Origin of the sequence: Ensifer sp. WSM1721 (genome assembly GCF_000513895.2) — a bacterium.
GTDB lineage: Bacteria > Pseudomonadota > Alphaproteobacteria > Rhizobiales > Rhizobiaceae > Sinorhizobium.
The window spans coordinates 158,078-174,692 of sequence record NZ_CP165784.1; the positions used below are offsets into that span (position 1 = coordinate 158,078).

Annotated in this window: 4 protein-coding genes and 5 pseudogenes; all 9 read left to right on the forward strand. The window is 66.2% G+C overall.

Features of this window, described 5'->3' with window-relative positions; all coding sequences use genetic code 11:
* Positions 1–2: 2 nt before the first annotated feature.
* The gene (locus tag M728_RS26265; RefSeq protein WP_370906523.1) at positions 3–1,901 is read left to right on the forward strand and encodes a formyltransferase family protein; all 1,899 of its coding nucleotides are present in this window, start codon (positions 3–5) and stop codon (positions 1,899–1,901) included.
* Complete coding sequence (locus tag M728_RS26270) at positions 1,850–2,476, forward strand: AMP-binding protein (RefSeq protein ID WP_370906524.1); 627 nt, start codon at positions 1,850–1,852, stop codon at positions 2,474–2,476. The genes M728_RS26265 and M728_RS26270 overlap by 52 nt, the downstream gene beginning before the upstream one ends.
* Positions 2,455–10,971 (forward strand): annotated as a pseudogene (locus M728_RS26275) (amino acid adenylation domain-containing protein). Before M728_RS26270 ends, M728_RS26275 begins: the two are co-directional and overlap by 22 nt.
* Complete coding sequence (locus M728_RS26280; RefSeq protein ID WP_370906525.1) at positions 10,962–11,648, forward strand: condensation domain-containing protein; 687 nt, start codon at positions 10,962–10,964, stop codon at positions 11,646–11,648. The pseudogene M728_RS26275 and the gene M728_RS26280 overlap by 10 nt, the downstream one beginning before the upstream one ends.
* Positions 11,597–12,436, forward strand: a complete 840-nt coding sequence (locus M728_RS26285; RefSeq protein ID WP_370906526.1) for an AMP-binding protein — start codon at positions 11,597–11,599, stop codon at positions 12,434–12,436. The genes M728_RS26280 and M728_RS26285 overlap by 52 nt, the downstream gene beginning before the upstream one ends.
* Positions 12,424–13,008 (forward strand): annotated as a pseudogene (locus M728_RS26290) (AMP-binding protein); the annotation flags it as partial. The gene M728_RS26285 and the pseudogene M728_RS26290, both read left to right, overlap by 13 nt.
* A 205-nt stretch (positions 13,009–13,213) precedes the next feature.
* Positions 13,214–14,451: pseudogene (locus M728_RS26295) on the forward strand (condensation domain-containing protein); the annotation flags it as partial.
* Positions 14,376–15,853, forward strand: a pseudogene (locus M728_RS26300) (AMP-binding protein); the annotation flags it as partial. The pseudogenes M728_RS26295 and M728_RS26300, both read left to right, overlap by 76 nt.
* Positions 15,754–16,461 (forward strand): annotated as a pseudogene (locus tag M728_RS26305) (phosphopantetheine-binding protein); the annotation flags it as partial. The pseudogenes M728_RS26300 and M728_RS26305, both read left to right, overlap by 100 nt.
* Positions 16,462–16,615 lie beyond the last annotated feature (154 nt).

Genomic DNA, 16,615 nt, shown 5'->3' on the forward strand with positions numbered 1-16,615 from the left:
AGATGGCATATCGGTCTTCTCCGGTGCGCGGCCGTGGCTGCGAACCAGGCGATCAGGATAGGAATCCTGCAGGGCGTTCAATCTCCTCCGGCATCATTGTGGGCAGTGGTACGCTCGCAATCCGCTGCGCTCAGCTGGCAATGGCGACGGGCCACGTCATTGATGCGGCCCTGTGTAGTGACGCCATATTCGCGGATTGGGCGGCTCGCGCCAATATCCCGAGCATGGAAAGTCTTGAAGAGCTCTGCTCTTTTTTGAAGGCGGAGCCAGTGGATTGGATTTTCTCCGTTGCCAATCCGTTCATATTGCCACCGGACGTGTTTAGGCGAGCGCGCCGAGGTGCATTTAACTACCACGACGGTCCATTGCCACGATATGCGGGAACGCACGCAACGTCTTGGGCGCTGCTGGCGCAAGAGACCGAATATGCCATAACGTGGCATCGGATCGATGATGGTGTTAATACGGGTGACGTCGTGGTTCAGCGCCAAGTGCTGGTGGCGCCCACCGACACGGCAATGAGCCTGAACCTCAAATGTTATGAAGCCGCGATCGAGAGTTTCCGCGAGCTCTTAACTGGCCTCGAGAGCGGGAAGCTTACGGACTATCCGCAGGCGCTGGTGAACAGAAGTTATTTTCCGAAACGTCGACGCCCAGATGCGGCAGGCTATCTGCGATGGGATCGATCCGCGCAAGATCTGTCAACGACGACGCGTGCCCTAGACTTTGGCTCGTATCATCCCAATCCATTGTGTCTGCCCAAGGCGCTCCTAGGTGATGAGGCTGTCGCAATCAGGCGCCTGGAGGTGCTGCCTCAACGCTCGGGCGTTCCGGCAGGTTGCCTGCTTGAAGTCCACTCCAGCCATTGGCGGGTGGCGACGGGTACAGAGGATGTCGATGTTTGCTTTGGCGGCCGCTATGGGCAGGTGCTGGACGCGCGAGCCCTCGCCAGGCACTCCAATCTGGATAAAGGTGATCGCCTTCCGATCTTGAGCGAGGAACAGGCGCGGAGCATAACTGCCACCCATGAATTGCTGGCGCCTTCAGAGAATTTTTGGCGACAACGGCTAGAGCAGCTTACAACATTGCAGCTTCCTTTCCCGTCTTCGCCCGTGGCTGAAGCGCCGCCCAGATGGCAGTCGAGTTCGCGGGTCATTCCAAGTGCTTTGGCTAAACTGTCGCCACATGATCGCATGGAATACTTGGTAACGGCTTGGCTGATCTATCTCGCCCGCATCACGGGAGAAACAGAGCTTCAACTGGGATGGACGCCTGCATCGGATAGATCGAAGATTGGCTTTAAAGCGGTGGAGGTGTTGATCGCCTCTGTCGTGCCGATGGAAGTTACCATTGATCTTGCACATGGTTTTAAAGAAGTGCGCAAAACGGTGGCGGTCGAATGCGCTCAGCTGAGGGAGCACGCTAGTTTCGCCCGAGATCTTACCGCACGCTGCCCGTCGTTGCGAGGCGTGGAGGCGCTATGGTCGCACCAGCCCTGGCCGATTGGCATCACAATCACGAAAGACAGCTGTTCTGCCGGTGGCGATCTTACGTTGAGCCAAAGTGATAGGACAACCCTCTGCGGCGATTTGCTGACTTTTCAGGTTTGCGCTCTGGATGGGAGCTTTCGATGGCACTTTGATGCCAGCCGATTGGCACCAAAGCAGATCGACCGCATGACGCGGCATCTGCAAAATCTGTTGCGTGGTGCGATAGCCGATGCCGGGCAGCCGGTCGGCCGGATCGAGCTGCTGTCGGCCGAGGAGCGCGGCTATCTGCTCGACGACCTCAACCGGACGGCGGCGCCTTGCCCCTCGGGCGGTGCATCCACGAGCTGTTCGAGGCGCAGGTGCGGCGCGCACCCGACGCGGTGGCGCTGGTCCATGACGACGAGCGCCTGAGCTATGGCGAACTCAACGCGCGGGCCAACCGGCTGGCCCATCATCTGATCGCCCTCGGGGTGAGGCCGGACCAGCCGGTGGCGATCTGCCTGGAGCGCAGCCCGGCGATGGTGGTGGGGCTGCTGGCGATCCTCAAGGCCGGCGGTGCCTATCTGCCGCTGGACCCGGCCTATCCTTCTCAGCGGCTGCGGCAGGTGCTCGACGATGCCGCGCCGCGGCTGCTGCTTTGCGATGCCGCCGGCCGCGCCGCGCTCGGCGCCGAGGCGCTCGCCGATCTGAGCGTGGTCGATCTGGATATGGCCACCTCGGCCTGGGCCGAACTGCCCGCCTGCGACCCCGACCCGCGCGCCCTCGGCCTGACCTCCAGCCATCTCGCCTATGTCATCTACACCTCGGGCTCAACCGGAACCCCAAAGGGCGTCATGGTCGAGCACCGGAGCTTGATCAATCACACAACATGGCAGGCGGATCGATTCCAGTTTGCTGCCCATGACATTTTCTTGCAGCGAACATCCCCTCCTTTGATGCCGCCGTTTGGGAGCTATGGACAGCCTTGTCGATTGGGGCCCACGTAGCTCTTCTTCCTCTCGAGCGGCAATTTGATACTCGAACGATTTTCGATCTAGTAAATAAGTATCAAGTGACGGTCCTGCAATTGGTTCCGTCGCTTCTTTCCGCATTGCTCATGGTCACTGACGTTGAGCAAAATGAAGTCGATAGTTTACGATACGTATTCTGTGGCGGAGAGCTCCTGAGGAATGAGCAAGCCGCTAAATGGCTGCAATTCGCACCGCGGGCACTTGTCAATGTCTATGGACCTACCGAGGCAACGATTGACGCAACAGCCTGGGTGTATACCGCTGGATTTAACACGCCAGTTGTCCCGATCGGGCGTCCGATCGCCAACACGCGGGTGTATCTTCTGGACGCTCATGGCCAGCCGGTGCCGTTCGGAGCGGTGGGTGAGCTCCATATCGGCGGGGCAGGGGTGGCGCGCGGCTACCTCAACCGTCCCGAGCTGACGGCGGAGCGGTTCCTGGCCGATCCGTTCAGCGACGAGCCGGATGCCCGGATGTACAAGACCGGCGACCTGGCGCGCTATCTGCCGGACGGCAATCTGGAGTTCCTGGGCCGCAACGACGAGCAGGTGAAGATCCGCGGCTTCCGCATCGAGCCGGGCGAGATCGCCGCCCGGCTTTGCGAGCACGCCTGGGTGCGCAAGGCGGTGGTGGTGGCGCACGAGGATCGCGCCGGCGACAAGCGGCTCGTCGCCTATGTCGTGTGTGGACCCGAGGCCGGACCGGACGAGGACGATGGAGGCGGGCTTGCCGGCGCCTTGCGCGCGCATCTGGGTGCGCGGCTGCCGGACTATATGGTGCCATCGGCCTTCGTGCGGTTGGACGCGCTGCCGCTGACGCCGAACGGCAAGCTCGACCGCAAGGCGCTGCCTTCGCCGGCCGATGATGCCTATGCGCGGCGGGCCTATGAGGCGCCGCAGGGCGCGGTCGAGACGGCCCTGGCCGGGATCTGGCAAGAGCTGCTCGGCGTCGAGCGGGTCGGCCGCCACGACCACTTCTTCGAACTCGGCGGCCACTCGCTGCTGGCGGTGCAGCTGATGGAGCGGCTGCGGCGGCTGTCGCTCGGGGTGGAGGTGCGCACCCTGTTCGCCAGGCCGGTGCTTTGCGATCTGGCCGCAAGCCTTGGCAGCCATCACGAGGTGGCGGTGCCTGCCAACCTGATCGGCGAACAGACCGCGGCGATCACGCCGCAGATGCTGCCGCTGATCGATCTGACCCAACAGGAGATCGACCGGATCGTCGCCACGGTGCCGGGCGGGGTCGCCAACATCCAGGATATCTATGGCCTGTCGCCGCTGCAGGACGGCATTCTGTTCCATCATCTGCTGGCCAGCCAGGGCGATCCGTATCTGCTCGTCAGTGAGATGGCCTTTGCCGATCGCGGTGTGCTGGATCGCTACCTTACTGCGGTCCAACAGGTGGTGGACCGGCACGACATTCTGCGCACGGCCTTTGCCTGGGAGGGGCTGTCGAGCCCGGCCCAGGTGGTCTGGCGCAAGGCGGCCCTGGATGTGAGCGAGGTCGAGCTGGATGAAGATGGCGGTCCCGGTCATGAGCAGCTGAAGCGTCGGTTCGATCCGCGTCAGTATCGCATCGATCTTGGCCAGGCGCCCTTGTTGCGGTTCGTGATCGCGCGCGAGCCGGGCAGCACACGCTGGCTGCTGCTGGAGCTGCAGCATCATCTGATCGGCGATCACACGACGCTGGAAGTGATGCATGCCGAAGTGCGGACCGTGCTCGAGGACGGCGTCATGAGCTGGCAGCACCGCAGCCGTTCCGCAATCTGGTGGCGCAGGCCCGTCTCGGCGTTTCGTCCGAAGAGCATGAAGCGTTCTTCCGCTCGATGCTGGCCGACATCGACGAGCCGACGCTGCCGTTCGGGCTGATCGAGGTGCATGGCGACGGCAGCGGGGTTGGCGAGGCGCAACGGATGCGCCGCAGGCGCTGAACGAGCGGCTGCGGGCCCAGGCGCGGCGACTGGGGTGAGCCTGGCGAGTTTTGCCATCTGGCCTGGGGCCAGGTGGTGGCGCTGAGCAGCGGGCGCGAGCAGGTGGTGTTCGCCACGGTGCTGTTCGGCCGCATGCAGGCGGGTACGGGCGCCGACCGCGCGATGGGCCTGTTCATGAACACCCTGCCTGTGCGGCTCGACCTCGACGGGACCGGGGTCGCGGCGAGCGTGCGCAGCACCCATGCGCGGCTTGCCGAGCTGCTCACACACGAGCATGCCTCGCTGGCCTTGGCGCAACGCTGCAGCGGCGTTGCAGCGCCGGCGCCGCTGTTCAGCGCGCTGTTGAACTACCGCCACAACACGCCGGCGGCCATGGCCGGCTCCGGGACGGAGGATGGGCTGTCCGGCATGGAATGGCTGGGCGGCGAGGAACGCACCAACTATCCGCTGACCTTGTCGGTGGAGGATTATGGCGAGGCGCTCGGCCTCACCGCGCAGGTGGTGGAGCCGGTCTCTGCGGATCGGGTGTGCGGCTACATGCAGCACGCGCTCGAGCAACTGGCCGAGGCGCTCGAGCATGCCCCCGACACGCCGGTGCGCGAGCTCGACATCCTGCCGCCGGCCGAGCGCATCTATCTGCTGGAGGAGTTGAACCGGACGGCGGCGCCTTACCCTCGGAGCGGTGCATCCACGAGCTGTTCGAGGCGCAGGTGCGCCAGGCGCCCGACGCGGTGGCACTGGTCCATGACGACGAGCGCCTGAGCTATGGCGAACTCAACGCGCGGGCCAACCGGCTGGCCCATCATCTGATCGCCCTCGGGGTGAGGCCGGACCAGCCGGTGGCGATCTGCCTGGAGCGCAGCCCGGCGATGGTGGTGGGGCTGCTGGCGATCCTCAAGGCCGGCGGTGCCTATCTGCCGCTGGACCCGGCCTATCCTTCTCAGCGGCTGCGGCAGGTGCTCGACGATGCCGCGCCGCGGCTGCTGCTTTGCGATGCCGCCGGCCGCGCCGCGCTCGGCGCCGAGGCGCTCGCCGATCTGAGCGTGGTCGATCTGGATATGGCCACCTCGGCCTGGGCCGAACTGCCCGCCTGCGACCCCGACCCGCGCGCCCTCGGCCTGACCTCCAGCCATCTCGCCTACATCATCTACACCTCGGGCTCCACCGGAACCCCAAAGGGCGTCATGGTCGAGCATCAAAGCCTGGTCAATCTCACAGCATGGCATGTGCAAACATTTTGTCCGCAACCAGAAACCTGCTGCACACTCACGGCTGGAGTGGCATTCGATGCCAGCGCTTGGGAGTTATGGTCTGCATTATACAATCGTAGCACATTGCTGCTCCCGCCCAGAGCGTCAGCAGAGGATTCCCTTGGTCTGCTGCAATGGTGGCGCGATCAATCACTGGACGCGGCCTTTTTAGTCACGCCGCTGGCTGTAACCGCGTTAGAAGGCGAGCTGATAAATCCCACCTTGGAGTACTTGCTTATCGGTGGTGATCGTCTCCAGCGTGTGCCTTCCCTGGGACCGTCGCCAATCAACTTAATAAACAACTATGGCCCTACTGAAGCTACTGTCGTGGCAACCTCGGGACAGCTCTTCAGTGACGCTGTGCCACATATCGGCCGTCCGATCGCGAACACGCGGGTGTATCTTCTGGACGGCCATGGTGGGCCGGTGCCATTCGGAGCGGTCGGTGAGCTTTACATCGGCGGGGCCGGGGTGGCGCGCGGCTACCTCAACCGTCCGGAGCTGACGGCGGAGCGGTTTGTGGCCGATCCGTTCGGCGGCGAGCCGGATGCCCGCATGTACAAGACCGGCGATCTTGCCCGCTACCTGCCGGACGGCAATCTGGAGTTCCTGGGCCGCAACGACGAGCAGGTGAAGATCCGCGGCTTCCGCATCGAGCCGGGCGAGATCGCCGCGCGGCTTTGCGAGCACGCCTGGGTGCGCGAGGCGGTGGTGGTGGCGCACGAGGATCGCGCCGGCGACAAGCAGCTCGTCGCCTATGTCGTGTGTGGACCCGAGGCCGGACCGGACGAGGCCGATGGAGGCGGGCTTGCCGGCGCCTTGCGCGCGCATCTGGGTGCGCGGCTGCCGGACTACATGGTACCGGCCGCCTTCGTGCGGTTGGACGCACTGCCGCTGACACCGAACGGCAAGCTCGACCGCAAGGCGCTGCCGGTTCCCGACAACGATGCCTATGCGCGGCGGACCTACGAGGCGCCGCGCGGCGCGGTCGAGACGGCCCTGGCCGGGATCTGGCAAGAGCTGCTCGGCGTCGAGCGGGTCGGCCGCCACGACCACTTCTTCGAACTCGGCGGCCACTCGCTGCTGGCGGTGCAGCTCTCGAGCCGGCTGTCGCAGGCCGTCGGCGTCGAGCTGCCGCTGGCGACGCTGTTCGCCAGGCCGGTGCTTGCCGACCTGGCGGAAAGCATCACCGAACAGTTGCGCCGCGCCGGTCCCAAAGACCTGCCGGCGATTGTCGCCGTGTCGCGCGGCGAGCCGCTGGTGCTGTCGTTTGCGCAGCAGCGGCTGTGGTTCTTGGCACAGCTCGACGAGGGCAGCACCAACTATCACATGCCGCTGGCCTTGCGGTTGCGGGGAGCGTTCGACCGCGTCGCCTGGCAGCGCAGCCTTGACCGTCTGTTTGCCCGTCACGAGGCGCTGCGCAGTGTCTTTGTCGCACCGGAGGGCCAGCCCCGGGTCGAGGTGCTGCCGGCCGATGCCGGGCTGCCGGTGACAGAGCACGATCTTCGGGACAGGCCGGACGCCGAGGCAACGCTCCTGGATCTGTGCCGTGAAGAGGCCAATGCACCATTCGATCTCTCGCGCGGCCCGCTGATCCGCGGCCGGCTGATCCGACTGTCGGATGACGAGCATGTCTTCCTGCTGACCCAGCATCACATCGTCTCCGACGGCTGGTCGATGGGGGTGCTGATGCGTGAGCTCAGCAGCCTTTACCGGGCGTTTGTGGCCGGGCAGGACGACCCGCTGCCACCGCTGGCGATCCAGTATCCGGATTATGCCGCCTGGCAACGGCAATGGCTGTCGGGGAACGGCTGCAGAGCCAGGCGCAGTATTGGCGCGAGACCCTGTCCGGCGCCCCGGCCCGTCTTGCGCTGCCGACCGATCGGCCGCGGCCGCTCCAGCAGTCGTTTGCCGGGGCGAGCGTGCCGGTCGTCATCGATGCGGCTCTGACGGGCGGTCTGAAGCGGCTGAGCCGCAAGCATGGCACGACGCTTTTCATGACGGTGCTGGCGGCCTGGGCGGCGGTGCTGTCGCGCCTGTCAGGGCAGGACGACCTTGTCATCGGCGTGCCGAGCGCCAACCGCAGCCGGCGCGAGGTCGAGGAGCTGATCGGCTTCTTCGTCAACACCCTGGCGCTGCGGCTGGACCTGGCGGGCACGCCGAGCGTGTCGGAGCTTCTGGAGCGGACACGGCGCACGGCGCTGGCCGCGCAGGAGCATCAGGACCTGCCGTTCGAGCAGGTGGTCGAGATCGTCAAGCCGCCGCGGGCCCTCGATCACACGCCGTTGTTCCAGGTGATGTTGGCCTGGCAGAACGAGACCGTCGGGTCATTGGACCTGCCGGGGCTGCGGGTGGAGGCTGCCGGCGAGGGGTTCGATCAGGTCAAGTTCGATCTGGAGCTCGACCTTGGCGAAGATGGCGAGGAGATCGTCGGATCGCTGCACTATGCCACGGCGGTGTTCGACGAAGCGACGATCGAGCGGCAGCGCGGCTATCTGCTGGCATTGCTGCGGGCGATGGTTGCCGATGCCGGGCAGCCGGTCGGCCGGATCGAGCTGCTGTCGGCCGAGGAGCGGGGCTATCTGCTCGACGACCTCAACCGGACGGCGGCGCCTTACCCTCGGAGCGGTGCATCCACGAGCTGTTCGAGGCGCAGGTGCGGCGCGCACCCGACGCGGTGGCGCTGGTCCATGACGACGAGCGCCTGAGCTATGGCGAACTCAACGCGCGGGCCAACCGGCTGGCCCATCATCTGATCGCCCTCGGGGTGAGGCCGGACCAGCCGGTGGCGATCTGCCTGGAGCGCAGCCCGGCGATGGTGGTGGGGCTGCTGGCGATCCTCAAGGCCGGCGGTGCCTATCTGCCGCTGGACCCGGCCTATCCTTCTCAGCGGCTGCGGCAGGTGCTCGACGATGCCGCGCCGCGGCTGCTGCTTTGCGATGCCGCCGGCCGCGCCGCGCTCGGCGCCGAGGCGCTCGCCGATCTGAGCGTGGTCGATCTGGATATGGCCACCTCGGCCTGGGCCGAACTGCCCGCCTGCGACCCCGACCCGCGCGCCCTCGGCCTGACCTCCAGCCATCTCGCCTACATCATCTACACCTCGGGCTCCACCGGAACCCCAAAGGGCGTCATGGTCGAGCATCGAAGCCTGGTCAATCTCGCGGTGGCCCAGATCGGACTTTTTGCCGTTGGTTCAAATAGCCGTGTCGTGCAGTTCGCCTCCTTCGGGTTTGATGCAAGTGCTTGGGAGCTTGTCATGGCGTTTGGCTCGGGCGCCGCCTTGCATTTGCCTGCCGACGAGCTCCGTCAAGCCAGTAACAGGCTATCGGATTACCTGCGTAGTGAAGCCATCACCCATGCGACGTTGCCTCCAGTATTCTTCAGGGAAACAGGAATCGGGAATGTTTGGCATCACAAGTTCTCATTCTTGCTGGAGAACTGCCGAAAGCTGGACTCATCCGCAGTCTGGCCTCGGCCTCTGTTGTCAATGCATATGGACCTACCGAAGCAACAGTCTGCGCGACCGTTTGGAATTGCCCGGCTGGTTTTGACGGGTCGGTTGTCCCGATCGGGCGTCCGATCGCCAACACGCGGGTGTATCTTCTGGACGCTCATGGCCAGCCGGTGCCGTTCGGAGCGGTGGGTGAGCTCCATATCGGCGGGGCAGGGGTGGCGCGCGGCTACCTCAACCGTCCCGAGCTGACGGCGGAGCGGTTTCTGGCCGATCCGTTCGGCGGCGAGCCGGGCGCCCGGATGTACAAGACCGGCGATCTTGCCCGCTACCTGCCGGACGGCAATCTGGAGTTCCTGGGCCGCAACGACGAGCAGGTGAAGATCCGCGGCTTCCGCATCGAGCCGGGCGAGATCGCCGCGCGGCTTTGCGAGCACGCCCGGCTGCGCGAGGCGGTGGTGGTGGCGCACGAGGATCGCGCCGGCGACAAGCGGCTCGTCGCCTATGTCGTGTGTGGACCCGAGGCCGGACCGGACGAGGACGATGGAGGCGGGCTTGCCGGCGCCTTGCGCGCGCATCTGGGTGCGCGGCTGCCGGACTATATGGTGCCATCGGCCTTCGTGCGGTTGGACGCGCTGCCGCTGACGCCGAACGGCAAGCTCGACCGCAAGGCGCTGCCTTCGCCGGCCGATGATGCCTATGCGCGGCGGGCCTATGAGGCGCCGCAGGGCGCGGTCGAGACGGCCCTGGCCGGGATCTGGGAAGAGCTGCTCGGGGTCGAGCGGGTCGGCCGCCACGACCACTTCTTCGAACTCGGCGGCCACTCGCTGCTGGCGGTGCAGCTGATGGAGCGGCTGCGGCGGCTGTCGCTCGGGTGGAGGTGCGCACCCTGTTCGCCAGGCCGGTGCTTTGCGATCTGGCCGCAAGCCTTGGCAGCCATCACGAGGTGGCGGTGCCTGCCAACCTGATCGGCGAACAGACCGCGGCGATCACGCCGCAGATGCTGCCGCTGATCGATCTGACCCAACAGGAGATCGACCGGATCGTCGCCACGGTGCCGGGCGGGGTCGCCAACATCCAGGATATCTATGGCCTGTCGCCGCTGCAGGACGGCATTCTGTTCCATCATCTGCTGGCCAGCCAGGGCGATCCGTATCTGCTCGTCAGTGAGATGGCCTTTGCCGATCGCGGTGTGCTCGATCGCTACCTTGCTGCGGTCCAACAGGTGGTGGACCGGCACGACATTCTGCGCACGGCCTTTGTCTGGGAGGGGCTGTCGAGCCCGGCCCAGGTGGTCTGGCGCAAGGCGGCCCTGGATGTGAGCGAGGTCGAGCTGGATGAAGATGGCGGTCCCGGTCATGAGCAGCTGAAGCGCCGGTTCGATCCGCGTCAGTATCGCATCGATCTTGGCCAGGCGCCCTTGTTGCGGTTCGTGATCGCGCGCGAGCCGGGCAGCACACGCTGGCTGCTGCTGGAGCTGCAGCATCATCTGATCGGCGATCACACGACGCTGGAAGTGATGCATGCCGAAGTGCGGACCGTGCTCGAGGGACGGCGTCATGAGCTGGCAGCACCGCAGCCGTTCCGCAATCTGGTGGCGCAGGCCCGTCTCGGCGTTTCGTCCGAAGAGCATGAAGCGTTCTTCCGCTCGATGCTGGCCGACATCGACGAGCCGACGCTGCCGTTCGGGCTGATCGAGGTGCATGGCGACGGCAGCGGGGTTGGCGAGGCGCAACGGATGCTGCCGCAGGCGCTGAACGAGCGGCTGCGGGCCCAGGCGCGGCGACTGGGGGTGAGCCTGGCGAGCTTTGCCATCTGGCCTGGGGCCAGGTGGTGGCGCTGAGCAGCGGGCGCGAGCAGGTGGTGTTCGCCACGGTGCTGTTCGGCCGCATGCAGGCGGGTACGGGCGCCGACCGCGCGATGGGCCTGTTCATGAACACCCTGCCTGTGCGGCTCGACCTCGACGGGACCGGGGTCGCGGCGAGCGTGCGCAGCACCCATGCGCGGCTTGCCGAGCTGCTCACACACGAGCATGCCTCGCTGGCCTTGGCGCAACGCTGCAGCGGCGTTGCAGCGCCGGCGCCGCTGTTCAGCGCGCTGTTGAACTACCGCCACAACACGCCGGCGGCCATGGCCGGCTCCGGGACGGAGGATGGGCTGTCCGGCATGGAATGGCTGGGCGGCGAGGAACGCACCAACTATCCGCTGACCTTGTCGGTGGAGGATTATGGCGAGGCGCTCGGCCTCACCGCGCAGGTGGTGGAGCCGGTCTCTGCGGATCGGGTGTGCGGCTACATGCAGCACGCGCTCGAGCAACTGGCCGAGGCGCTCGAGCATGCCCCCGACACGCCGGTGCGCGAGCTCGACATCCTGCCGCCGGCCGAGCGCATCTATCTGCTGGAGGAGTTGAACCGGACGGCGGCGCCTTACCCTCGGAGCGGTGCATCCACGAGCTGTTCGAGGCGCAGGTGCGCCAGGCGCCCGACGCGGTGGCACTGGTCCATGACGACGAGCGCCTGAGCTATGGCGAACTCAACGCGCGGGCCAACCGGCTGGCCCATCATCTGATCGCCCTCGGGGTGAGGCCGGACCAGCCGGTGGCGATCTGCCTGGAGCGCAGCCCGGCGATGGTGGTGGGGCTGCTGGCGATCCTCAAGGCCGGCGGTGCCTATCTGCCGCTGGACCCGGCCTATCCTTCTCAGCGGCTGCGGCAGGTGCTCGACGATGCCGCGCCGCGGCTGCTGCTTTGCGATGCCGCCGGCCGCGCCGCGCTCGGCGCCGAGGCGCTCGCCGATCTGAGCGTGGTCGATCTGGATATGGCCACCTCGGCCTGGGCCGAACTGCCCGCCTGCGACCCCGACCCGCGCGCCCTCGGCCTGACCTCCAGCCATCTCGCCTACATCATCTACACCTCGGGCTCCACCGGAACCCCAAAGGGCGTCATGGTCGAGCATCAAAGCCTGTTGAATTTCCTATATGCTTTTTCGGATATATTGAGGCTCACCGAGCAGGATGTATTCCTAGCTATCACATCCATCTCATTTGATATCGCGGGGCTGGAGCTCTATCTTCCCACGTGCACGGGGGCCACAGTCGTCCTAGCCAGCCGAAAGGATGCTACGGCTGCTACGACGTTGCATCATCTTCTAGACCATCACAAGATCTCTTTGATGCAGGCCACTCCAGCAACGTGGCGCTTGCTGATGGATGCCGGCTGGCAAGGAACGCCGGGCTTAAGTGTGTTGTGTGGAGGTGAAGCGTTACCTGCAAATCAGGCGTCGCGGCTTAGTAGAGGGTGGGGTCTCTAAGGAATCTCTACGGTCCGACCGAAACAACGATCTGGTCGTCCAGTTTTTTTGTTGACGCTAGGCCCGGTGTATCCCATCAAAACGTGCCGATCGGGCGCCCGGTCGCCAACACGCGGGTGTATCTTCTGGACGGCCATGGTGGGCCGGTGCCGTTCGGAGCGGTGGGTGAGCTCTATATCGGCGGGGCCGGGGTGGCGCGCGGTTACCTCAACCGTCCCGAGCTGACGGCGGAGCGGTTTCTGGCCGATCCGTTCAGCGACGAGGCCGGCGCCCGGATGTACAAGACCGGCGATCTTGCCCGCTACCTGCCGGACGGCAATCTGGAGTTCCTGGGCCGCAACGATGAGCAGGTGAAGATCCGCGGCTTCCGCATCGAGCCGGGCGAGGTCGCCGCCCGGCTTTGCGAGCACGCCTGGGTGCGCGAGGCGGTGGTGGTGGCGCACGAGGATCGCGCCGGCGACAAGCAGCTTGTCGCCTATGTCGTGTGTGGACCCGAGGCCGGACCGGACGAGGCCGATGGAGGCGGGCTTGCCGGCGCCTTGCGCGCGCATCTGGGTGCGCGGCTGCCGGACTACATGGTACCGGCCGCCTTCGTGCGGTTGGACGCACTGCCGCTGACACCGAACGGCAAGCTCGACCGCAAGGCGCTGCCGGTTCCCGACAACGATGCCTATGCGCGGCGGACCTACGAGGCTGCCGCGCGGCGCGGTCGAGACGGCCCTGGCCGGGATCTGGCAAGAGCTGCTCGGCGTCGAGCGGGTCGGCCGCCACGACCACTTCTTCGAACTCGGCGGCCACTCGCTGCTGGCGGTGCAGCTCTCGAGCCGGCTGTCGCAGGCCGTCGGCGTCGAGCTGCCGCTGGCGACGCTGTTCGCCAGGCCGGTGCTTGCCGACCTGGCGGAAAGCATCACCGAACAGTTGCGCCGCGCCGGTCCCAAAGACCTGCCGGCGATTGTCGCCGTGTCGCGCGGCGAGCCGCTGGTGCTGTCGTTTGCGCAGCAGCGGCTGTGGTTCTTGGCACAGCTCGACGAGGGCAGCACCAACTATCACATGCCGCTGGCCTTGCGGTTGCGGGGAGCGTTCGACCGCGTCGCCTGGCAGCGCAGCCTTGACCGTCTGTTTGCCCGTCACGAGGCGCTGCGCAGTGTCTTTGTCGCACCGGGGCCAGCCCGGGTCGAGGTGCTGCCGGCCGATGCCGGGCTGCCGGTGACAGAGCACGATCTTCGGGACAGGCCGGACGCCGAGGCAACGCTCCTGGATCTGTGCCGTGAAGAGGCCAATGCACCATTCGATCTCTCGCGCGGCCCGCTGATCCGCGGCCGGCTGATCCGACTGTCGGATGACGAGCATGTCTTCCTGCTGACCCAGCATCACATCGTCTCCGACGGCTGGTCGATGGGGTGCTGATGCGTGAGCTCAGCAGCCTTTACCGGGCGTTTGTGGCCGGGCAGGACGACCCGCTGCCACCGCTGGCGATCCAGTATCCGGATTATGCCGCCTGGCAACGGCAATGGCTGTCGGGGGAACGGCTGCAGAGCCAGGCGCAGTATTGGCGCGAGACCCTGTCCGGCGCCCCGGCCCGTCTTGCGCTGCCGACCGATCGGCCGCGGCCGCTCCAGCAGTCGTTTGCCGGGGCGAGCGTGCCGGTCGTCATCGATGCGGCTCTGACGGGCGGTCTGAAGCGGCTGAGCCGCAAGCATGGCACGACGCTTTTCATGACGGTGCTGGCGGCCTGGGCGGCGGTGCTGTCGCGCCTGTCAGGGCAGGACGACCTTGTCATCGGCGTGCCGAGCGCCAACCGCAGCCGGCGCGAGGTCGAGGAGCTGATCGGCTTCTTCGTCAACACCCTGGCGCTGCGGCTGGACTGGCGGGCACGCCGAGCGTGTCGGAGCTTCTGGAGCGGACACGGCGCACGGCGCTGGCCGCGCAGGAGCATCAGGACCTGCCGTTCGAGCAGGTGGTCGAGATCGTCAAGCCGCCGCGGGCCCTCGATCACACGCCGTTGTTCCAGGTGATGTTGGCCTGGCAGAACGAGACCGTCGGGTCATTGGACCTGCCGGGGCTGCGGGTGGAGGCTGCCGGCGAGGGGTTCGATCAGGTCAAGTTCGATCTGGAGCTCGACCTTGGCGAAGATGGCGAGGAGATCGTCGGATCGCTGCACTATGCCACGGCGGTGTTCGACGAAGCGACGATCGAGCGGCAGCGCGGCTATCTGCTGGCATTGCTGCGGGCGATGGTTGCCGATGCCGGGCAGCCGGTCGGCCGGATCGAGCTGCTGTCGGCCGAGGAGCGGGGCTATCTGCTCGACGACCTCAACCGGACGGCGGCGCCTTGCCCCTCGGAGCGGTGCATCCACGAGCTGTTCGAGGCGCAGGTGCGGCGCGCACCCGACGCGGTGGCGCTGGTCCATGACGACGAGCGCCTGAGCTATGGCGAACTCAACGCGCGGGCCAACCGGCTGGCCCATCATCTGATCGCCCTCGGGGTGAGGCCGGACCAGCCGGTGGCGATCTGCCTGGAGCGCAGCCCGGCGATGGTGGTGGGGCTGCTGGCGATCCTCAAGGCCGGCGGTGCCTATCTGCCGCTGGACCCGGCCTATCCTTCTCAGCGGCTGCGGCAGGTGCTCGACGATGCCGCGCCGCGCTGCTGCTTTGCGATGCCGCCGGCCGCGCCGCGCTCGGCGCCGAGGCGCTCGCCGATCTGAGCGTGGTCGATCTGGATATGGCCACCTCGGCCTGGGCCGAACTGCCCGCCTGCGACCCCGACCCGCGCGCCCTCGGCCTGACCTCCAGCCATCTCGCCTACATCATCTACACCTCGGGCTCCACCGGAACCCCAAAGGGCGTCATGGTCGAGCATCAAAGCCTGGTCAATCTCACAGCATGGCATGTGCAAACATTTTGTCCGCAACCACAAACCTGCTGCACACTCACGGCTGGGGTGGCATTCGATGCCAGCGCTTGGGAGTTATGGTCTGCATTATACAATCGTAGCACATTGCTGCTCCCGCCCAGAGCGTCAGCAGAGGATTCCCTTGGTCTGCTGCAATGGTGGCGTGATCAATCACTGGACGCGGCCTTTTTAGTCACGCCGCTGGCTGTAACCGCGTTAGAAGGCGAGCTGATAAATCCCACCTTGGAGTACTTGCTTATCGGTGGTGATCGTCTCCAGCGTGTGCCTTCCCTGGGACCGTCGCCAATCAACTTAATAAACAACTATGGCCCTACTGAAGCTACTGTCGTGGCAACCCGGGACAGCTCTTCAGTGACGCTGTGCCACATATCGGCCGCCCGATCGCCAACACGCGGATCTATCTTCTGGACGGCCATGGTGGGCCGGTGCCATTCGGAGCGGTGGGTGAGCTCCATATCGGCGGGGCAGGGGTGGCGCGCGGCTACCTCAACCGTCCCGAGCTGACGGCGGAGCGGTTCCTGGCCGATCCGTTCAGCGACGAGCCGGATGCCCGGATGTACAAGACCGGCGACCTGGCGCGCTATCTGCCGGACGGCAATCTGGAGTTCCTGGGCCGCAACGACGAGCAGGTGAAGATCCGCGGCTTCCGCATCGAGCCGGGCGAGATCGCCGCCCGGCTTTGCGAGCACGCCTGGGTGCGCAAGGCGGTGGTGGTGGCGCACGAGGATCGCGCCGGCGACAAGCGGCTCGTCGCCTATGTCGTGGACCCGAGGCCGGACCGGACGAGGACGATGGAGGCGGGCTTGCCGGCGCCTTGCGCGCGCATCTGGGTGCGCGGCTGCCGGACTATGGTGCCATCGGCCTTCGTGCGGTTGGAAGCGCTGCCGCTGACGCCGAACGGCAAGCTCGACCGCAAGGCGCTGCCTTCGCCGGCCGATGATGCCTATGCGCGGCGGGCCTATGAGGCGCCGCAGGGCGCGGTCGAGACGGCCCTGGCCGGGATCTGGCAAGAGCTGCTCGGCGTCGAGCGGGTCGGCCGCCACGACCACTTCTTCGAACTCGGCGGCCACTCGCTGCTGGCGGTGCAGCTGATGGAGCGGCTGCGGCGGCTGTCGCTCGGGGTGGAGGTGCGCACCCTGTTCGCCAGGCCGGTGCTTTGCGATCTGGCCGCAAGCCTTGGCAGCCATCACGAGGTGGCGGTGCCTGCCAACCTGATCGGCGAACAGACCGCGGCGATCACGCCGCAGATGCTGCCGCTGATCGATC

Bases quoted from the DNA above. Each gene is read 5' to 3' on its own strand.
- M728_RS26265 (WP_370906523.1), top strand. From the start codon at position 3: ATGGCATATCGGTCTTCTCCGGTGCGCGGCCGTGGCTGCGAACCAGGC.